Raw genomic sequence first — 17,914 nt, 5'->3', positions numbered from 1 at the left:
CGGCCGGGGCGGCCCGCGGCCTTCTCACGCCCCCAGCGCCCGCGACAGCGTGAAGATCGCCAGCCCCGCGAGGGAACCCACCACCGTGCCGTTGATCCGGATGAACTGCAGGTCGCGGCCGATGTTCGCCTCGATCTTCTTCGTGGTGTGCTCGGCGTCCCAGCCGGCCACCGTGTCCGTGATCAGCGAGGTGATCTCCTTGCGGTAGGTGGTGACCACGTACACCGCGGCGCCCTCCACCCACCGGTCCACCTTGTCCTGGACCTTCGGGTCGGCCGCCATCCGGGCACCCAGCGACAGCAGCGAGGCCCGCACCCGCAGCCTGAGCTCGCTGCGCTCGTCCTCGGCGGCCGAGACGATCATGGATCGTACGGCCGTCCAGGCCGACGCGATGAGGTCCTGGACCTCGCCGCGCCCCAGCACCTCGCCCTTGAGCCGCTCGACCCGCGCCCGGGTGTCGGTGTCGGACTGGAGGTCGGAGGCGAAGTCGGCGAGGAAGCGGTCCAGGGCGCCACGCGCCGGATGGGAGGGCATGTCGCGCATCTCGGTGGTGAAACGCAGCAGCTCCTTGTAGACCCGCTCACCGATCCGCTTGTCGACGAACCTCGGGGTCCAGCCGGGCGCCCCGCCCTGGACGGCGTCCATCACCGAGTCGTCGTGCAGCACCAGCCAGTCGTGCGCGCGGGTGACGACCAGGTCGACGAACCGGTTGTGGCCGCCGTCGGCGACGACCTTCTCCAGCATCTTGCCCATGCCGGGCGCGATCTCCTGGGCGTCGGCGCGCCGGGTGATGGCCTCGCCGACCACCGCCTGCACGTCCGCGTCGCGGAGCACGGTCAGGGCGCCCCGCAGCGCCGCGGACAGCTCCGCGGTGACCCGGTCGGCGTGCTCCGGATCGGCGAGCCAGACCCCGAGCCGGCTGCCTATGCCGACGGCGCGCAGCCGCTGCCGTACGACGTCCTCGGAGAGGAAGTTCTCGCCGACGAACTCACCGAGCGAGACGCCCAGCTGGTCCTTCTTGGTGGGGATGATCGCGGTGTGCGGGATGGGCAGGCCGAGGGGGTGGCGGAACAGGGCGGTGACCGCGAACCAGTCGGCCAGCGCGCCGACCATGCCCGCCTCGGCGGCCGCGCCGACGTAGTCCGCCCAGGCGCCGGCGCCCGAGTGCGACGCCCACCGGGTCAGGACGTACACGAGCGCCACGAACAGCAGCAGGCCGGTCGCGGTCAGTTTCATGCGGCGCACTCCGCGCTGCTTCTCCCGGTCGGCCGCGCTGAACGTCGTCATCGTGCGGGCGGCGGGCGCCGGGGCGGCCGGTCCCTCCGGGTCGCCCGTCGGTTCAGATGTCGTACGGTCCATTCACTCCACCCGTCCGTGATCTCCTGCACATATTGTCCCTTCCTGACCGACTGTCGGAACGGGTCAGGAGTTCCCGGCGTCTCTCCGGGCGGGGAGCTGCCCCGTTCACCTCCCGCCCGCCCCATGACGCATCATGGGGATGATCACATCGGAGCCCGGGGCTCCCTTTCGCCCGAGGAGACACGCACCCGCATGACCACGCGTCACGGTTATGCCCTGCTTTCCGCCATCGTCGCCGCGATCGTGGCCCTGTCCGCCGCGATATACGTCTCGGTCGCCGCCGACGGCACCGGCGCCGGCACGCGCACCCTCGCGGGGGCCGGGACCCCGCACAACTCGGCCGCCCCCGCCTCCGCCGGGGCCTGGGTCGGCGCCTGGTCCGCCTCCCCGGCCGGCGGCGAGCCCGGCACCGACACCGACGGGATGGCCGGCCGCTCGGTGCGCAACGTCGTGCACGCGGCCGTCGGGGGTACGAGTGCCCGCGTCACGCTGTCCAATCTCTACGGCCGGTCACCGCTCACGATCAGCCACGCCTCGATCGCCGTGGCCGCCGGCACCGGCACCGCGGCCGCGAGGACCGACGGCATGCGGCGCCTGACCTTCGGCGGCAGCCCCGCCGTCGTCGTCCCGGCGGGCCGGCAGGTCCTGAGCGACGCCGTCGCCCTGCGCGTCCCCGGCGGCGGCGACGTCCTGGTCACCACGTACTCGCCGGTCCCCTCCGGGCCGGTCACCTACCACCCGCACGCCCGCCAGATCTCCTACGTCGCCACCGGCGACCGCACCGAGGACCTCACGGCGACCGCGTACACCGGGCGGAGCGAGTACTGGCGCTACCTGACCGCGCTGGACGTGCTCAGCGACGCGTCGGACGGCACGGTCGTCGTCCTCGGCGACTCGCTCACCGACGGCATCACCTCCACCGAGAACGCCAACCGCCGCTGGACCGACGTCCTTTCGCAGCGGCTGCGCACCGCCGTGGCGGCCGGCCGGGACGTGCCGCGCTACAGCGTCGTCAACCAGGGCATCAGCGGCAACCAGGTCCTCGCCGACAGCACCGGTCTGGTGTACTCGGGGACTCGCGCCGGCGCATCCGTGCCCGGCAACGAGAGCGGCCTGGGCCGTTTCTCCCGGGACGTGCTGGGCCGGACCAACGTCCGGGCCGCCGTCATCGACCTCGGCGTCAACGACATCCTGCGCAACCCGCGGCTCGCCGACCCCGACCGGGTCCTCGCCGGTCTGCGCACCCTCGTCGGCCAGGCCCACGCCCGCGGCCTGCGGGTCGTCGGCGCGACCCTGATGCCGTTCCACGGCCACCACGGCTACACCCCGGCCCGCGACGCCGTACGGCAGCGGATCAACGCCGACATCCGCGCGGGCCTGGTCTACGACGCCGTCGTGGACTTCGACCGGGCCCTGCGCGACCCCTACGACCCGCGGCGGCTGCGCGCCGACTACGACTCGGGCGACCACCTCCACCCCAGCGACAAGGGATACGCGCGGATGGCCGAGGAGTTCGACCTCGACGACCTCAAGGGGACGGTGCCGGCGAGGCTGTAGGGCAGGTCCGGGGCGCCCACCGCACGACCGGCCGGCCGATCGAGAGACCGGCCGGACCGCCGGACGTCAGACCGGCCGGACCGCCGGACGTCAGGTCAGTGCAGTTCGCCGCCGGAGTCCCGGCCCTCCAGCCGCTCGCGCCGCCGCTCCTCCTTGAGTCGCTGCCGTTCGGCCCGCGTGACCTTGCGCTCGATCCCGACCCCGCCCCAGAACGCGAACCCGGTCACGACCACCCGGGGTGCCCCCGGATCGCCCCCGGTCCCCACCTCGCGCTGGTCGAAGCCGCCCATGACGCCGATGCCGTGGACGACGACCTCGACGCCCGGCGGCACGGTGATCTGGACGCCGCCCATGATCGCGATGCAGTTGATCACGACCTCCCGGTCGGCGAAGTTCGCCTCCCGCAGATCGATCTCGCCGCCGCCCCAGAACGCGAACGACGTGAACCGCCTCGGCACCGTCCAGCGTCCCCGCCGCTGGAACCCCGACATCACCGCCACGGCCCAGGTCGACGAGCCCTCACCGCCGACGATCCGCCGCGCCCAACTCCCCTGTCCCGCGGTCTCCTTGGTCATCGACACCGGGGAGGCGTGGGCGGTCGGCAGGTCCCGGGTAATCGGCGTCAGCTCCCCGTAGGTGCGCGCCTTGTACGTCGCGTCGAGCCGTTCCTCGAACTCCGTCATGTCGAGCCGGCCCTCCGCGAGGGCGTCCCGCAGGACCTCGGCGACTCGTTCACGATCGGCGTCGGACGCGCGGAGCTCCGGAAGGTCGTCGGTCATGCCCAGCAGCCTACGAGTTCACCCGCCCCGCGGCTACGACACCGATTCCTCCGAAGACGCCGGGGACGGGGAAGGGGACGCCGGGGACGGTTCGGGCGGCTCCGGCTTCGACTCCGCGTACATCCTGGCGATCACCGCCTCGATGTCCGGCTCCCGCACCGAGAGGTCCAGCAGCGGGTACCCGGCGGCGACCCTCGCCACCAGCGCCGCCGCCGACTCCGCCGCCGGGAACGCCAGCCACTGCCGCGGGCCTTCCACCCGTACGACCCGGGCCGGCGGCGCCACGATCGGCGGCAGCTCCCGCTCCAGGTCCACCACCAGGGTCCGCTCGCTCTCCCCCACCTCGTGCAGGCCGGTGAGCGGACCGTCGTACATGAGCCGCCCGTGGTCGATGACCATCACCCGCGAGCACAACTGCTCGATGTCCTGGAGATCGTGCGTGGTCAGCAGCACCGTCGTACCACGCTCGGCGTTCAGCTCCCGCAGGAAGGTGCGCACCGCGACCTTGGAGATCACGTCGAGCCCGATCGTCGGCTCGTCGAGGTACAGCACCTCCGGGTCGTGCAGCAGGGCCGCCGCGATGTCGCCGCGCATCCGCTGCCCCAGCGACAGCTGCCGCACCGGCACCTCCAGCAGGTCCCCGAGCTCCAGGAGTTCGACGCACCGGTCGAGGTTCTCGCGGTACCGGCCGTCAGGGATGCGGTACATGCGGTGCATCAGCCGGTACGAGTCGATCAGCGGCAGGTCCCACCACAGCGTCGTACGCTGCCCGAACACCACCCCTATCCGGTGCGCGAGGCGCAGCCGCTCCCGCGACGGGTCGATGCCCGCCACCCGCATGCGGCCGCCGCTCGGCGTCAGGATGCCGGTGAGCATCTTGATGGTGGTGGACTTGCCCGCGCCGTTCGGCCCGATGTAGCCGACCATCTCGCCGCGCGCCACCGTGAAGGAGATCGAGTCGACCGCGCGCACCTGCCGCCGCTCGCTCCGCAGGAAGCCGGTCTTCCTGCGCACGTCGAAGACCTTCTCGACACCGTCCACTTCGATGAACGCACTGTCCACGACCTCGTCCACGCTTCCCTCAGTTTCCCGTACTCCGGTAGGACCGCAGGCCGGCCCGCCAGGCCACCCCGGCCAGCGCGCAGCACCCCGCCGCCACCAGCGGCGGCGCGAAGGCGACCCAGTGCGGCAGCGCCAGGGGGTAGGGCCGCCCCAACAGGTAGGACACCGGCAGCCAGTTGACGAACGCCAGCGGCAGCACGAACGTCACCGCCCGCACCAGGTCCTTCCCGAACACCGTCGGCGGGTACTGCAACAGCGTCGTACCGCCGTAGGTGAACGCCGACTGCACCTCGGCGGCGTCCTGCGCCACGAACTGGAAGGCCGCGCCCACCACGAACAGCGCGGAGAAGATCGCCGCGCCGCTGACCAGCGTCACCGGCAGCAGCAGCGCCTTCGGCACGCTCCAGTCGACGTCGACGGCGGTCAGCGCCCAGCCCAGGACCAGCGCCCCCTGCACCGTCCGGGCGGTCCGGCGCAGCGCGAAACGGTCCGCCGCGACCTGCGCGAGCACCGGCGCGGGCCGCACGAGCAGGGTGTCGAGCGTGCCGTCCCGCACCCGCGTGCCCAGCCGTCCCGCCGAGCCGACCACGAGGTCGGCGATCCCGAAGGACGTCACGGACAGGCCGTAGAGCAGGGCGACCTCGGGCAGCGAGTAGCCGCCCAGTGAGTCCACCCGGGAGAACATCAGCAGGATCGCCACGAAGTCGAGCCCGGTCACCAGCAGGTTGCCGAGCACGGTCATCGCGAAGGAGGCCCGGTAGGTCGTCGTGGAGCGGATCCACATCCCCGCGATCAGCCGGTAGGCGCGCAGCCCCTCGACCACCACACCGACCCGGCCCGCCCGCACCATGCCGCCCGCTCCGGCCCGCACCACCTCGTCCGCCCCAGCCGCCCCACCGGCCCGCACCACCTTGTCCGCCCCGGCCGCCTCAGCCACCCTGGACCACCACCCGTCGGGTCGCCGCCGCCTGCACCAGCCGCCCGGCGCCCAGCAGCGCCACCGCCCATCCCGCCTGGAAGGCGAAGGTCCGCAGCGGATCGGCCTCGCCCATCAGGACGTCCGCGGGCAGTTGCAGCAGCGCCGACCACGGCAGCGCCCGCACGACCTCGCCGAGCCCCCCGGGGAACACGTTCAGCGGCAGCGTCATCCCCGAGCAGAACAGCCCCGTCACCAGAAGCAGTTGCAGCACGCCCGTGCCGTCCAGCAGCCAGAACCCGCTCAGCGCCACCAGGAAGCGGATCGCGAAACTGACCACCGCCCCCAGCAGGACCGCCACCAGGAACGCGAGCCACACCAGCGGATCGCGCGGCAGCGCCACCGGGAAGAACCACGCCCCGAACGCGAAGGGGATCACCCCCCGGCCCAGCAACTGGAACGCCGAACGGCCCAGGTCGGCCGCCAGGAACCACAGTTGGAGATCGGCCGGCCGGTACAGGTCGATCGCGATCTCACCGGTGCGGATGCGCTCCATGAGCTCGTTCTCGATCCCGCCGCCCTGGATGGCCAGCGCCGCGAACAGCGCCTGCCCCAGCCACACGTAGGTGACCGCCTGCGCCTGGTCGTAGCCGCCCAGATGCGGCCGCTCGTCCCACAGCGCCAGATACGTGTACACCAGGATCAGACCGAAGACGGTGTTGGTGAACACCCCGGCCGCGGTGGCCATCCGATACGTCGCGTACCGTCGAAAACCCCCCGCCGCGACAGCCGCGTACAACCGGACCGAGCCCACACCCACCGTCCCCCTCACCCGCCCGCAGCCGTTCCGGCACCGAAGCGCAGGAGCCTAGCCCCCAGGTGGCGAGCCGTGCCACGGGTTTTCCGGTCCTGGATGCGTGCCGGAAACCGGGAACGGAACGCATGGTGCGAGAGTCTTCAACAGAGGACGCAGAACGCGAACGAGGTCGTACGGGAACGTACGACGCGAAACAGGAGTCCGTGCACGACATGAGTGACGAGCCGCAGCCGCAGCAGCCGAACCAGGGCTGGGCACCGAGAGAGCCGCAAGCGGCCGCAGAGCCCGCGGGCACACCGCCCGCCAGGCCGAAGCGGCCCCGGCGCACCGGCTGGCGCCGGCTCCTCCCGACCTGGCGCATGGTGCTCGGCACGTTCGTCCTCGGCGTCGCGCTGCTCGCCGGCCTGTTCTTCCTCGGCTACTCCATGGTGCAGATCCCGTCCGCCAACGCCTTCGCCACCAAGCAGAGCAACGTCTACCTCTACGCGGACGGCAGCCAGCTCGCCCGCGACGGCGAGGTCAACCGGGAGAACGTCTCCCTCCCCCAGATCTCCAAGGACGCCCAGCACGCCGTACTGGCCGCGGAGGACCGCGACTTCTACACCGAGTCCGCGATCGACCTCAAGGCGATGCTGCGGGCCGGCTGGAACACCGCCACCGGCAAGGGCAGGCAGTCCGGCTCCACGATCACCCAGCAGTACGTGAAGAACTACTACCTCGCGCAGGAACAGACCGTCACCCGCAAGGTGAAGGAGTTCTTCATCTCCATCAAGCTCGACCGCAGCGAGAGCAAGGACAGCATCCTCGAGGGCTACCTCAACACCAGCTACTTCGGCCGCAGGGCCTACGGCATCCAGGCCGCCGCCCAGGCCTACTACGGCGTCGACGCCTCCGCGCTCGACCCGGCCCGCGCCGCCTACCTCGCCGCACTCGTCAACGCGCCCAGCGAGTACGACGTCGTCGCCCACCCGGAGAACAAGCCGGCGGCCCTCGCCCGCTGGAACTACGTCCTGGACGGCATGGTCAAGAAGGGCTGGCTCAGCCAGTCGGCGCGCACCGGCCTGAAGTTCCCCATGCCGAGGGAACAGACCGTCTCCACCGGCAAGTCCGGGCAGCGCGGCTACGCCGTCGAGGCCGTCAACGAGTACCTCGTCAAGAACAAGATCGTCACCACGGACGAGCTGGAGGCGGGCGGCTACCGCATCACCACCACCCTGCAGAAGAGCAAGCAGAACGCCTTCGTCAAGGCCGTCGACGACCAGGTGATCTCCAAGCTCGACAAGAAGCACCGCAAGGTCGACACCTACGTCCGGGCCGGCGGCGCCTCCGTCGACCCCAGGACCGGCAAGGTCGTCGCCATGTACGGCGGCATCGACTTCGTCAAGCAGTTCACCAACGGCGCGACCCGCGGCGACTTCCAGGTCGGCTCCACCTTCAAGCCGTTCGTGTTCACCTCGGCCGTCGCGAACGACTCCACGACGCAGGACGGCCGCACCATCACCCCCAACACGACCTACGACGGCACCAACAAGCGCCCCGTCGAGGGCTGGCCCGGCGGCACCTACGCCCCCGAGAACGAGGACCAGGTCTCCTACGGCGACCTCACCGTGCGCGAGGCCACCGACAAGTCCGTCAACGCGGTGTACGCGCAGATGGCCGTCGACGTCGGCTCCGACAAGGTCAAGCAGACCGCGATCGACCTCGGCATCCCGGGCGACACCCCCGACCTCACCGCCTCCCCGTCCATCGCGCTCGGCCCCTCCACCGCCAGCGTCCTGGAGATGGCGGAGGCGTACGCGACCCTGGCCAACCACGGCCGGCGCGGCATGTACCGCCTGGTCGACAAGATCACCAAGGAGGGTCACAGCGCCGCCGTGCTGCCCGCCTACAAGACCGACCAGGCCGTCAGCCGCGAGGCCGCCGACACCACCACCTCGGTCCTGCAGAGCGTCGTCGAGAACGGCACCGCCACCGCGGCCCAGGCCGCGGGCCGTCCCGCCGCCGGCAAGACCGGCACCGCCGAGAAGGACACGGCCGCCTGGTTCGCCGGCTACACCCCCGAACTCGCCACCGTCGTCTCCGTCATGGGCCAGGACCCCGTCACCGCCGCCCACAAACCGCTGTACGGCGCGATGGGCCTGCAGCGGGTCAACGGCGGCGGGGCGCCCGCCCAGATCTGGGCGCAGTTCACCAAGGACGCCCTGAAGGGCAAGCCCGTCGGCGAGTTCGACCTCCGGCTCCAGCCCGGCGCCGACGAGGTCCAGGAGGCCCCCAGCGACGAGGCGACCGACCCCGGCACGGGCGACCCCGACGAGGAGGGCACGACGGGCACCACGGGCACCACGGGCACGACCGGCGGCACGAACACCCGGGGCCAGACGCAGGGACAGACCGGCGGCACCACCACCGGCGGCACCACCGGCGCCACGCCCACCACCGGCGGCACGAACGGCACCCCCACCACCGGCGGGACCACGACCGGCGGCACCACGGGCGGCACCACCACCGACGGCGGCACCACGACCGGCACCACCGGCGGGACGACGACCGACGGCGGCACCACGAACGGCGGCACCACGAACGGCACCGGCGGCGGCGACACGGGCGGGACCACCGGCACCAGCGCCGGCACCGTGGCGGGCCCGCTCAGCAGCGCCACGAGAAGACGCTGACCGGCCCCGGCCGGGGCGCGCGCCGCCCCGGCCGACCCGGTCAATGCCCCGAGGTCGCCTTCAGCCCCACCACCGCCACCAGCAGCAGCGACACGAAGAAGATCCGGGCGGCCGTCACCGGCTCACCCAGCACCACCATGCCGAGCACCGCCGCCCCGGCCGCGCCGATGCCCACCCACACGCCGTAGGCGGTACCGATGGGCAGCGACCTCGCCGCGTACGACAGCAGCAGCATGCTGGCCACGATGCCGGCGCCGGTGAGCACACTGGGCAGCGGCCGGGTGAAACCGTCGGTGTACTTCATCCCGACCGACCAGCCGACCTCCAGCAGACCGGCGACGACGAGCAGAACCCAGGCCATGACAGGGACCTCCGAGACGGGCGGGTGCGGGCGATGCGTCGTCTTTGCCTGCGTCCCGGTACGGCGCGTCTCGTCGGGTCTCCTTCGAAGGTAGCAAAGGAACAGCGTGAGGGGCCGGTGACCATGGTCACCGGCCCCTCACGCCATCGATCCACAGGCACCGCCCGTGGTTACAGATACAGCCCCGTCGAGTCCTCCGACCCCTCGAACCGGTCCGCGGCCACCGCGTGCAGATCCCGCTCACGCATGAGCACGTACGCGATGCCCCGCACCTCGACCTCGGCCCGGTCCTCCGGGTCGTACAGCACCCGGTCGCCCGGCTCCACGGTCCGCACGTTCTGACCCACCGCGACGACCACGGCCCAGGCCAGCCGGCGGCCGACCGCCGCCGTGGCCGGGATCAGGATGCCGCCGCCCGAACGCCGCTCGCCCTCACCGGTCTCCTGCCGCACGAGCACCCGGTCGTGCAGCATCCGGATGGGCAGCTTGTCGTGCTGGGGGCTGGAATCGTTCCTGTTGGCGCTCACGCGTCGAATTTACCTGCCCCGGCCCCGTCCGGGCGCCGCCGGGTCAGCTCCGGCGGCGGCGGGTCCCCAGGGCCAGCAGCCCCACCACCCCGAGCACGGCCAGCGCGGCGACCGGCACGACCCGCTCCAGCCGCGGCGCGCCCTGCTCGTCCACGAACTGGCCCTTGACGTCGCTCACGACGCGGTTCACGCCGACGTAGGCACGCCCCAGCGTGTGGTCGATGTGGGAGACGGCCCTGGCCCGGGCGTCCCCGACGATCGTCTTCGGGTGCACCCGCACCCCGATCTCGTCGAGCGTCTCGGCCAGCAGCTCGCGGCGGCGCCTGATGTCCGCCTCGATCTGCGCCGGGGTTCTCGTGTCCGACGTGTCCGCCACCGTACGGCCTCCGAAGTCAGCTGATGCTTGGTGCGGACAGTCTGTCAGCTCGCGGCCGGAGCGCACTGTCAGGACCCCCGGTTACGCTCGGAGCGGCACCCGTTCTTTTGCCTTTGCACGCACAAGGAGACCAGGACCGATGACGGAGCGACTCCAGCCCGGGGACACGGCCCCCGCCTTCACCCTCCCCGACGCCGACGGCAACGAGGTCTCGCTGGCCGACCACAAGGGCCGCAAGGTCATCGTCTACTTCTACCCGGCGGCCCTCACCCCCGGCTGCACGAAGCAGGCGTGCGACTTCACGGACAACCTGGAACTGCTGGCCGGCGCGGGCTACGACGTGATCGGCATCTCCCCCGACAAGCCGGAGAAGCTCGCGAAGTTCCGCGACAAGGAGTCCCTGCGGATCACCCTCCTCGCGGACCCCGACAAGACGGCCACCGAGGCGTACGGCGCGTACGGCGAGAAGAAGAACTACGGCAAGACCTACATGGGCGTCATCCGCTCCACGGTCGTCGTCGACGAGGACGGCAAGGTCGACCGGGCCCTGTACAACGTCCGCGCGACCGGCCACGTCGCGAAGATCATCAAGGACCTGGGGATCTGAGCACCCACTCCCGACCGCACGAGCGGCTCGCCCGGGGACGCCCCGGCGCGGGCCGCTTCCCGTTCCGGGCGTGACTGTCGGATCACCTGCTCGTTACTTCGTACGAGCCGCGAACATACGGCCGGAACGAAGGGGGTCCATGGGGGTCAGCAGATACACCAGGGAGCGACTGGAGGAGGCGGCTTCCGGAGCGCGGACCTTGTCGGAGGCGCTGGACAGAATGGGGGTGGACCCCAGGAGCTCCACGCGTCGCTATGTGCTGGCCCGCATGAGGAGGCTCGGGGTGGACGTCTCGCACTTCGAACGCGAGGGCGTCAAGTGGACCAGGGAGATCCTCCAGTCCGCGGTGTCGGCTTCGACGAGCATGTCCGAGGTGCTGCGCCGGCTCGGACTCGAGGCGGTCGGCGGGCACCACACCCACATCAGTCGCAGGGTCAGGGCGTACGGCATCGACACCTCGCATTTCCGGGTGCCGACCCGGCGGGGCGAACGCCGGCGCCCGAGGACTCCCGCGGGCCTGCTCGTGGAGCGGCCGGCCGGCGAGGCCCGGCGCGTCCCCGGTGACCGTCTCAAGTGGGCGATGACCGCGTCGGGCGTGCCGGAACAATGCGCCCTGTGCGGCACGGAAGCGACCTGGCGGGGCCGCCCACTCCCCCTGGAGGTCGACCACGTCGACGGCGAGTGGTGGAACAACCGCATCGAGAACCTGCGACTGCTCTGCCCCAATTGCCACTCCACGACCGACAGTTACCGCGGGCGGGGCAAGAGGAGCGCCAGAGGCGGCGCGGCATGAGCCGGGGAGTGCGGTACACCCGCGAGCGCTTGTCCGAAGCTGCGGCGCGGTGTTCCGACATCGACGAGGTCATCGCGTTCTTCGGGACGAGGGCGTACGGCCAGCTCCGACGCCACCTCTTCAGGCGGTTCGACCACTTCGGCATCGATGTCTCCCACATGCCGCGCCGGATGTGGGTGCAGACGCCCGACAAGCCCGGAGCGGACGCGCTGCGGCGAGCGGTCACGCAGGCGACGTCCGTCGCGGGCGCTCTGCGCGCCCTCGGGATGGAGCCGTACAACAACCGCCTGCGTACCCTGCTTCGCGAGTGGGCGGCGGAGGCGGGCCTGAGCGTCTCCCACTTCCTCGGCCAGGCGCATCAGCGGGGAAAGCCGGGAACCGTCCCCCTCCGCGGCCCCCAGGACATCCTCGTCGAGCACCAGGGCAAGCAGCGGACGAGGACACATCTGCTGCGTCGGGCGCTCTTCGAGATCGGGGTCCGGGAGGAGTGCGCCGACTGTGGCACGGGGCCTGAATGGCTGGGCAGACCCATGACGCTGGAGGTCGACCACATCAACGGGGACTGGCGAGACGACCGGCCCGAGAACCTGCGGTTGCTGTGCCCCAACTGCCACGCGGTCACCACTACCTGGTGCCGAGGTGGCCGCAGGCAACGACCGGGCTAGAGGGTCCTCCGCTCTGCGGTCTCCGGCCCGCTACGATGGCCTGACCAGCGGCCGTTGCTGAATGGTATAAGCAGAGGTTTTAGGTGCCTCGGGGCTTTTGCCCATGTGGGTTCGACTCCCATCGGCCGCACAGCACAGAGGGGCCGCCCCACCAGGCGGCCCCTCTTCCGTTGCTCAGCCCAACAGCTCCCGTATCACCGGTACCAGCCCCCGGAACGCCTTCCCCCGGTGGCTGATCGCGTTCTTCTCGTCCGGGGTCAGTTCCGCGCAGGTTCGGGTGTCGCCGTCCGGCTGGAGGATCGGGTCGTAGCCGAAGCCGTTCGTGCCCGTCGGGGCGTGGCGCAGGACGCCGGGCAGGCGGCCCTCGACCACGCGTTCCGTGCCGTCCGGCAGGGCGAGGGCCGCCGCGCAGGCGAAGTGGGCGGCGCGGTGTTCGTCGGCGATGTCGGAGAGCTGGGCGAGGAGCAGGTCGAGGTTGGCCTTGTCGTCGCCGTGGCGGCCGGCCCAGCGGGCGGAGAAGATGCCGGGGGCGCCGCTGAGGACGTCGACGCAGAGGCCGGAGTCGTCGGCGACGGCGGGCAGGCCGGTCGCGCGGGCGAGGGCGTGGGCCTTGAGGAGGGCGTTCTCGGCGAAGGTGACGCCTGTTTCGCGGACGTCGGGGATCTCGGGGTAGGCGTCCGCGCCGACGAGGTCGTGGGGCAGTCCTGCGTCGGCGAGGATCGACCTGAGTTCGGTGATCTTTCCGGCGTTGCGGGTGGCGAGGATCAGGCGGGTCATGGGGTCCAGTATCGCCAGTCGCCGCAGCGGTGCGTTACGGGGTGCAGACCTTGGTCAGTTCGCCGGCCGCGTCGGTGACGGGGCTGAGGTCGGGGGTCTCGTCGCCGTTCCTGACGGCCGTACGGACGTTGTCGACGGCTTTGCCGAGGCCGTCGACGGCCTCGTTGACGTCGGTGTTGTCGGTCCTGTCCCCTATTTTGTCGAGGTTGTTCTCGATGGAGTTGAGGGACTGGTCGAGCCGGCTGGGGTCGTTGGAGGCGTTCTCCACGGCCTGCTGGAGGTCGGTGACGCTGTCGGCGATGACGTCGGCGGTCTGGACGCAGTCCAGGGCCGTGGTGACGGCGTCGCAGCCGGTGGTGAGACCGGTGGTGAGTGCGACGGCCGCGACGGCGGCGGCGATGGCGGTGCGGCGGCCTCGGTGGCGACTCGCGGACATGGCTGTGTTCCTCCCCTGGGCAGGCCCGAGGGCCCCCGTTTGCCGGCCGGGCGCACGGTGGTGGGCCGTGCGCCCGTATGCGTAGGGACGCGGGGGCGGGCGGCCGGGTTGCCCGTACGGCGGCCCTTGTTGGTGCGCCCTTCACGTCGGAGCGTTTCCGCTTCGACGGGGGTGCCGGGCCGCTACTTGTCGGTGGCGGTGTCGAGGGCGGCGCGCTGGAGGGCGGCCAGGTCGGTGCAGCCGGCGACGGCCAGGTCGAGGAGGGAGTCGAGTTCCTCGCGGGCGAAGGGTTCGGCTTCGGCGGTGCCCTGGACCTCGACGAAGCGGCCGTCGCCGGTGCAGACGACGTTCATGTCGGTGTCGGCGCGTACGTCTTCCTCGTAGCAGAGGTCGAGGAGCGGGACGCCGCCGACGATGCCGACCGAGACGGCGCTGACGGTGCCGGTGAGGGGCTGGCGGCCGGCCTTGATCAGTTTCTTGCCCTGGGCCCAGGCGACGGCGTCGGCGAGTGCGACGTAGGCGCCGGTGATGGCGGCGGTGCGGGTGCCGCCGTCGGCCTGGAGGACGTCGCAGTCGAGGACGATGGTGTTCTCGCCGAGTGCCTTGTAGTCGATGACGGCGCGCAGTGAGCGGCCGATGAGGCGGCTGATCTCGTGGGTGCGGCCGCCGATCCTGCCGCGGACGGATTCGCGGTCGCCGCGGGTGTTGGTGGCGCGCGGGAGCATGGAGTACTCGGCGGTGACCCAGCCTTCGCCGCTGCCCTTGCGCCAGCGCGGGACGCCTTCGGTGACGGAGGCGGTGCAGAAGACCCTGGTGTCGCCGAAGGAGACGAGGACGGAGCCTTCGGCGTGCTTGCTCCAGCCGCGTTCGATGGTGATCGGGCGGAGTTGTTCGGGGGTGCGGCCGTCGATTCGAGACATGGCGTCGAGCCTAGTGGTAGATGCGGAAGGGCCTCCTCCCGCGGTGGGAGGAGGCCCTGTCCGGTGAGCGGGCGGCCCCGGGGGGCGGGTGGCTCACATCATGTCTTCGATCTCCGCGGCGATCGGGTCGGCGTCGGTGCCGATGACGACCTGGATGGCGGTGCCCATCTTGACGACGCCGTGTGCGCCGGCGGCCTTGAGGGCGGCGTCGTCGACCTTGCTCGCGTCGACGACCTCGGTCCGGAGGCGGGTGATGCAGCCCTCGACCTCTTCGATGTTGTCGATGCCGCCGAGCCCGGCGACGATCTTCTCAGCCTTGGTGGCCATGCTCTGTCTCCCTGATCCGAACCGCTTTTTCGCAGTAACCCACAGTTGGCCCATCTTCGCGAGCGGTCCTGCCGTGGGTGCCGAAGGATGGCGTGCACGACAGCGAGAACCGTCCGCCGACTGGTCTACACCACCGGGTGGACGGTCGCCAAACGCGGGTCCGGCCGGGAGGAGTTCGGATGAGCGCCAGCGGCGCCGCTACCGCCGATGGTGGTGTGAACCCCGTGCGGGTGCGGTGGAACAAGCTGTTCCAGGGGCTGCAGAAGATGGGGCGCAGTCTTCAGCTGCCCATCGCCGTGCTGCCGGCGGCCGGCATCCTCAACCGGCTGGGTCAGCCGGACGTGTTCGGGGACGAGGGGCTCGGCTGGACGAACGTCTCGAAGGTGATGGCGGGTGCGGGTGGGGCCCTGCTCAACGGTGAGCTGGGGCTGCCGCTGCTGTTCTGTGTGGGTGTCTCCATCGGCATGGCGCGGAAGGCGGACGGTTCGACGGCGCTGGCGGCCGTCACGGGGTTCCTCGTCTACTACAGCGTGCTGCGGCAGTTTCCGGAGGGTTGTCCCGCGGGGGCGAAGGCGATTCCCAACATCGGCTGCCAGGCGACCGTGGACGGCACGGTGGTGGCGTTCACGTTCCAGAATCCGGGGGTGTTCGGCGGCATCGTGATGGGGTTGGCGACGGCGTTCTTCTGGGCGCGTTTCCATCGTACGAAGCTGGTGGACTGGCTGGGTTTCTTCAACGGGCGGCGGCTGGTGCCGATCATCATGGCGTTCGTGGCGATCCTGTTCGCGGCGCTGTGCCTGTGGGTGTGGCCGCCGATCGGTGACGGGCTGGAGAGTTTCAGCAACTGGATGAGTGATCTGGGTGCGTGGGGTGCCGGGGTGTTCGGTCTGGCGAACCGGGCGTTGCTGGTGATCGGGTTGCACCAGTTCCTGAACGTGCCCATCTGGTTCCAGTTCGGTTCGTACACGAAGCCGGACGGGACGGTGGTGCACGGTGACATCAACATGTTCCTGGCGGGCGACCCGAACGCGGGGCAGTTCACGTCGGGGTTCTTCCCGATCATGATGTTCGCGTTGCCGGCGGCGGCGCTGGCGATGACGCACTGTGCGAAGCCGCACCGCCGCAAGGAGGTGGGGGGTCTGATGCTGTCGGTGGCGCTGACCTCGTTCGTCACGGGTATCACCGAGCCGATCGAGTACTCGTTCCTGTTCGTCGCGCCGGTGTTGTACGTGGTGCACGCGGTGTTGACGGGTGTGTCGATGGCGGTGACGTGGGGGCTGGGTGTGCATGACGGTTTCAGTTTCTCGGCGGGCCTGATCGACTACGTCATCAACTGGAATCTGGCGACGAAGCCGTGGGCGATGATTCCGATCGGGCTGTGTTTCGCCGCGGTCTACTACGTGGTCTTCCGGTTCGCGATCACGAGGTTCGACCTGAAGACTCCGGGGCGGGAGCCGGAGGACGAGGTCGAGGACGTCACAAAGGTCTGACGCCGTAGTCGAGTTGGGCCCCCGGACCGTCGGTCCGGGGGTCTTTCGACGTGCTCGTGCCGTTTTGGCGGCGGCTTTCGAGGGGGCGGGAGAGGGCACGGAGCGTAGTGCTCCGGTTGCAGAACTAGCGGGTTCCTTATACGGCCTTCACCGTGCTAAAACATGGTCTACACCACTGAGTGGTGTAGACCACCACCCGATGGAGGAAGTATGAGCTCCGCCACCGCGACACCGGCGGCCCCCGCGAAGAAGCGAGGATCCGGCCTGCTCCAGGGCCTGCAGAAGGTCGGCCGCAGCCTGCAGCTCCCGATCGCCGTACTGCCGGCGGCGGGACTCCTGCTCCGCTTCGGCCAGCAGGACATCCACGACAAGCTGAACCTGCCGGACAAGGTCACGGCCGTCTTCGCCACCGCCGGCGGCGCGATCTTCGACAACCTGCCGATGCTGTTCTGCATCGGTGTCGCGATCGGTTTCGCCAAGAAGTCCGACGGCTCGACCGCGCTGGCCGCCCTGGTCGGCTTCCTGGTCTACAGCAACGTCCTCAAGGCGTTCCCGGTCACCGAGGCCAAGGTCCAGTCGGGCGCGGACATAGCCGCGACCTACAACAACCCCGGTGTCCTCGGCGGCATCGTGATGGGTCTGCTGAGTGCCGTCATCTGGCAGCGCTTCCACCGGACGAAGCTGGTGGACTGGCTCGGCTTCTTCAACGGCCGCCGCCTGGTGCCGATCATCATGGCCTTCGTCGGCACCGTCCTCGGTGTCTTCTTCGGTCTGGTGTGGGAGCCGATCGGTGAGGTCATCTCCAACTTCGGCGAGTGGATGACGGGTCTCGGCTCCTTCGGTGCGGCCCTGTTCGGCCTGATCAACCGTGCGCTGATCCCGGTCGGCATGCACCAGTTCGTGAACTCCGTCGCCTGGTTCCAGATCGGCGACTTCAAGGACTCCGCCGGTGCCGTCGTGCACGGCGACCTCACGCGCTTCTTCGCCGGTGACCCGACCGCCGGTCAGTTCATGACGGGCTTCTTCCCGATCATGATGTTCGGCCTCCCGGCCGCCGCGATCGCCATCGCGCACAGCGCCCGCCCCGAGCGCCGCAAGGCCGTGCTAGGCATGATGATCTCGCTCGCGCTGACCTCGTTCGTGACGGGTGTGACCGAGCCCATCGAGTTCTCGTTCATGTTCATCGCGCCGCTGCTCTACGTCATCCACGCGGTGCTGACCGCCCTGTCGATGGCGATCACCTGGGCGCTCGGTGTGCACGCCGGCTTCACCTTCTCCGCGGGCTTCATCGACTACGCGCTGAACTGGAACCTGGCGACCAAGCCGTGGCTGATCATCCCGATCGGTCTCGTCTTCGCCGCGATCTACTACACCGTCTTCCGCTTCGCCATCACGAAGTTCAACCTCCCCACCCCGGGCCGCGAGCCCGAGGAGGAGCTGGAGGACCTCACGAAGGCGTGAGCCCCGGCCGTA

At 70.6% G+C, this 17,914-nt stretch carries 19 protein-coding genes, 1 tRNA gene and 1 riboswitch; of the genes, 8 read left to right on the top strand and 12 right to left on the bottom strand.

Features of this window, described 5'->3' with window-relative positions; genetic code table 11:
- Positions 1–24 precede the first annotated feature (24 nt).
- Positions 25–1,287: a DUF445 domain-containing protein gene (locus ABZT03_RS20425; protein WP_356041289.1), complete on the bottom strand. Its 1,263-nt coding sequence runs from the start codon at positions 1,285–1,287 to the stop codon at positions 25–27.
- Positions 1,288–1,551: 264 nt separating this feature from the next.
- Between ABZT03_RS20425 and ABZT03_RS20420 the strand changes: the two genes are divergently transcribed.
- Positions 1,552–2,916 (top strand): SGNH/GDSL hydrolase family protein, encoded by a 1,365-nt coding sequence (locus tag ABZT03_RS20420; RefSeq protein WP_356041238.1) that lies wholly within the window; start codon positions 1,552–1,554, stop codon positions 2,914–2,916.
- Between the two features lie 95 nt (positions 2,917–3,011).
- Here the strand turns inward: ABZT03_RS20420 and ABZT03_RS20415 are convergent, their stop codons facing one another.
- From ABZT03_RS20415 to ABZT03_RS20400, 4 genes are all read right to left on the bottom strand, one after another.
- Positions 3,012–3,695: a DUF1707 domain-containing protein gene (locus tag ABZT03_RS20415; protein WP_356041236.1), complete on the bottom strand. Its 684-nt coding sequence runs from the start codon at positions 3,693–3,695 to the stop codon at positions 3,012–3,014.
- 33 nt (positions 3,696–3,728) lie between these two features.
- Positions 3,729–4,769: an ATP-binding cassette domain-containing protein gene (locus ABZT03_RS20410; RefSeq protein WP_356041234.1), complete on the bottom strand. Its 1,041-nt coding sequence runs from the start codon at positions 4,767–4,769 to the stop codon at positions 3,729–3,731.
- Between the two features lie 7 nt (positions 4,770–4,776).
- Positions 4,777–5,607, bottom strand: a complete 831-nt coding sequence (locus ABZT03_RS20405; protein ID WP_356041288.1) for an ABC transporter permease — start codon at positions 5,605–5,607, stop codon at positions 4,777–4,779.
- A 79-nt stretch (positions 5,608–5,686) separates the two neighbouring features.
- Positions 5,687–6,493: an ABC-2 family transporter protein gene (locus tag ABZT03_RS20400; protein ID WP_356041232.1), complete on the bottom strand. Its 807-nt coding sequence runs from the start codon at positions 6,491–6,493 to the stop codon at positions 5,687–5,689.
- A 209-nt stretch (positions 6,494–6,702) separates the two neighbouring features.
- On the opposite strand from ABZT03_RS20400, the gene ABZT03_RS20395 reads away from it, so the two are divergent.
- Positions 6,703–9,162 carry a transglycosylase domain-containing protein gene (locus tag ABZT03_RS20395; RefSeq protein WP_356041230.1) on the top strand — a complete coding sequence of 820 codons (2,460 nt, stop codon included), beginning with the start codon at positions 6,703–6,705 and terminating at the stop codon, positions 9,160–9,162.
- 40 nt (positions 9,163–9,202) lie between these two features.
- Here ABZT03_RS20395 and ABZT03_RS20390 read toward each other — a convergent pair whose 3' ends face one another.
- The 3 genes from ABZT03_RS20390 to ABZT03_RS20380 form a co-directional block, all read right to left on the bottom strand.
- Complete coding sequence (locus ABZT03_RS20390; RefSeq protein ID WP_356041229.1) at positions 9,203–9,523, bottom strand: multidrug efflux SMR transporter; 321 nt, start codon at positions 9,521–9,523, stop codon at positions 9,203–9,205.
- Between the two features lie 32 nt (positions 9,524–9,555).
- Positions 9,556–9,629: riboswitch (guanidine-III (ykkC-III) riboswitch) on the bottom strand.
- Between the two features lie 64 nt (positions 9,630–9,693).
- Positions 9,694–10,050 (bottom strand): co-chaperone GroES, encoded by a 357-nt coding sequence (locus ABZT03_RS20385; RefSeq protein ID WP_356041228.1) that lies wholly within the window; start codon positions 10,048–10,050, stop codon positions 9,694–9,696.
- Between the two features lie 43 nt (positions 10,051–10,093).
- Positions 10,094–10,426 (bottom strand): DUF3618 domain-containing protein, encoded by a 333-nt coding sequence (locus ABZT03_RS20380; RefSeq protein ID WP_356041226.1) that lies wholly within the window; start codon positions 10,424–10,426, stop codon positions 10,094–10,096.
- Between the two features lie 139 nt (positions 10,427–10,565).
- Between ABZT03_RS20380 and bcp the strand changes: the two genes are divergently transcribed.
- From bcp to ABZT03_RS20360, 4 genes are all read left to right on the top strand, one after another.
- The gene (bcp, locus tag ABZT03_RS20375) at positions 10,566–11,033 is read left to right on the top strand and encodes a thioredoxin-dependent thiol peroxidase (RefSeq protein WP_356041224.1); all 468 of its coding nucleotides are present in this window, start codon (positions 10,566–10,568) and stop codon (positions 11,031–11,033) included.
- 139 nt (positions 11,034–11,172) lie between these two features.
- Complete coding sequence (locus ABZT03_RS20370) at positions 11,173–11,826, top strand: HNH endonuclease signature motif containing protein (protein WP_356041222.1); 654 nt, start codon at positions 11,173–11,175, stop codon at positions 11,824–11,826.
- A complete protein-coding gene (locus tag ABZT03_RS20365; protein ID WP_356041221.1) occupies positions 11,823–12,491 on the top strand; it encodes an HNH endonuclease in 669 nt (222 codons plus the stop codon). Before ABZT03_RS20370 ends, ABZT03_RS20365 begins: the two co-directional genes overlap by 4 nt.
- 47 nt (positions 12,492–12,538) lie before the next feature.
- Positions 12,539–12,621: transfer RNA gene (locus ABZT03_RS20360), tRNA-Leu, on the top strand.
- A gap of 44 nt (positions 12,622–12,665) precedes the next feature.
- On the opposite strand, the gene rdgB is transcribed toward ABZT03_RS20360, so the two are convergent.
- From rdgB to ABZT03_RS20340, 4 genes are all read right to left on the bottom strand, one after another.
- Positions 12,666–13,268, bottom strand: coding sequence for an RdgB/HAM1 family non-canonical purine NTP pyrophosphatase (gene rdgB / locus ABZT03_RS20355; protein WP_356041219.1), 603 nt, complete (start codon positions 13,266–13,268; stop codon positions 12,666–12,668).
- A 34-nt stretch (positions 13,269–13,302) separates the two neighbouring features.
- On the bottom strand, positions 13,303–13,704 hold the full coding sequence (locus ABZT03_RS20350; protein WP_356041217.1) for a hypothetical protein: 402 nt from the start codon (positions 13,702–13,704) through the stop codon (positions 13,303–13,305).
- Between the two features lie 182 nt (positions 13,705–13,886).
- A complete protein-coding gene (rph, locus tag ABZT03_RS20345; RefSeq protein WP_356041215.1) occupies positions 13,887–14,624 on the bottom strand; it encodes a ribonuclease PH in 738 nt (245 codons plus the stop codon).
- 93 nt (positions 14,625–14,717) lie between these two features.
- The gene (locus ABZT03_RS20340) at positions 14,718–14,951 is read right to left on the bottom strand and encodes a PTS glucose/sucrose transporter subunit IIB (RefSeq protein WP_356041213.1); all 234 of its coding nucleotides are present in this window, start codon (positions 14,949–14,951) and stop codon (positions 14,718–14,720) included.
- A 179-nt stretch (positions 14,952–15,130) separates the two neighbouring features.
- On the opposite strand from ABZT03_RS20340, the gene ABZT03_RS20335 reads away from it, so the two are divergent.
- Together ABZT03_RS20335 and ABZT03_RS20330 are read left to right on the top strand one after the other, a co-directional pair.
- Positions 15,131–16,441 (top strand): PTS transporter subunit EIIC, encoded by a 1,311-nt coding sequence (locus tag ABZT03_RS20335; RefSeq protein ID WP_356041211.1) that lies wholly within the window; start codon positions 15,131–15,133, stop codon positions 16,439–16,441.
- Positions 16,442–16,651: 210 nt separating this feature from the next.
- The gene (locus ABZT03_RS20330) at positions 16,652–17,902 is read left to right on the top strand and encodes a PTS transporter subunit EIIC (RefSeq protein ID WP_356041209.1); all 1,251 of its coding nucleotides are present in this window, start codon (positions 16,652–16,654) and stop codon (positions 17,900–17,902) included.
- Positions 17,903–17,914 lie beyond the last annotated feature (12 nt).

Origin of the sequence: Streptomyces sp. NPDC005574, assembly GCF_040605435.1 — a bacterium.
In the GTDB taxonomy this organism is placed as follows: Bacteria; Actinomycetota; Actinomycetes; order Streptomycetales; family Streptomycetaceae; genus Streptomyces.
Note: the sequence above shows the minus strand (reverse complement) of the source record. Positions and strands in the feature narration are given on the sequence as shown.

Bases quoted from the DNA above. Each gene is read 5' to 3' on its own strand.
- ABZT03_RS20395 (WP_356041230.1), top strand. From the start codon at position 6,703: ATGAGTGACGAGCCGCAGCCGCAGCAGCCGAACCAGGGCTGGGCACCG.
- ABZT03_RS20370 (WP_356041222.1), top strand. From the start codon at position 11,173: ATGGGGGTCAGCAGATACACCAGGGAGCGACTGGAGGAGGCGGCTTCC.
- ABZT03_RS20425 (WP_356041289.1), bottom strand. From the start codon at position 1,287: ATGACGACGTTCAGCGCGGCCGACCGGGAGAAGCAGCGCGGAGTGCGC.
- ABZT03_RS20420 (WP_356041238.1), top strand. From the start codon at position 1,552: ATGACCACGCGTCACGGTTATGCCCTGCTTTCCGCCATCGTCGCCGCG.
- rdgB (WP_356041219.1), bottom strand. From the start codon at position 13,268: ATGACCCGCCTGATCCTCGCCACCCGCAACGCCGGAAAGATCACCGAA.
- ABZT03_RS20340 (WP_356041213.1), bottom strand. From the start codon at position 14,951: ATGGCCACCAAGGCTGAGAAGATCGTCGCCGGGCTCGGCGGCATCGAC.
- ABZT03_RS20415 (WP_356041236.1), bottom strand. From the start codon at position 3,695: ATGACCGACGACCTTCCGGAGCTCCGCGCGTCCGACGCCGATCGTGAA.
- ABZT03_RS20365 (WP_356041221.1), top strand. From the start codon at position 11,823: ATGAGCCGGGGAGTGCGGTACACCCGCGAGCGCTTGTCCGAAGCTGCG.
- bcp (WP_356041224.1), top strand. From the start codon at position 10,566: ATGACGGAGCGACTCCAGCCCGGGGACACGGCCCCCGCCTTCACCCTC.
- ABZT03_RS20405 (WP_356041288.1), bottom strand. From the start codon at position 5,607: ATGGTGCGGGCGGGCCGGGTCGGTGTGGTGGTCGAGGGGCTGCGCGCC.
- ABZT03_RS20350 (WP_356041217.1), bottom strand. From the start codon at position 13,704: ATGTCCGCGAGTCGCCACCGAGGCCGCCGCACCGCCATCGCCGCCGCC.
- ABZT03_RS20330 (WP_356041209.1), top strand. From the start codon at position 16,652: ATGAGCTCCGCCACCGCGACACCGGCGGCCCCCGCGAAGAAGCGAGGA.
- ABZT03_RS20335 (WP_356041211.1), top strand. From the start codon at position 15,131: ATGAGCGCCAGCGGCGCCGCTACCGCCGATGGTGGTGTGAACCCCGTG.
- rph (WP_356041215.1), bottom strand. From the start codon at position 14,624: ATGTCTCGAATCGACGGCCGCACCCCCGAACAACTCCGCCCGATCACC.
- ABZT03_RS20390 (WP_356041229.1), bottom strand. From the start codon at position 9,523: ATGGCCTGGGTTCTGCTCGTCGTCGCCGGTCTGCTGGAGGTCGGCTGG.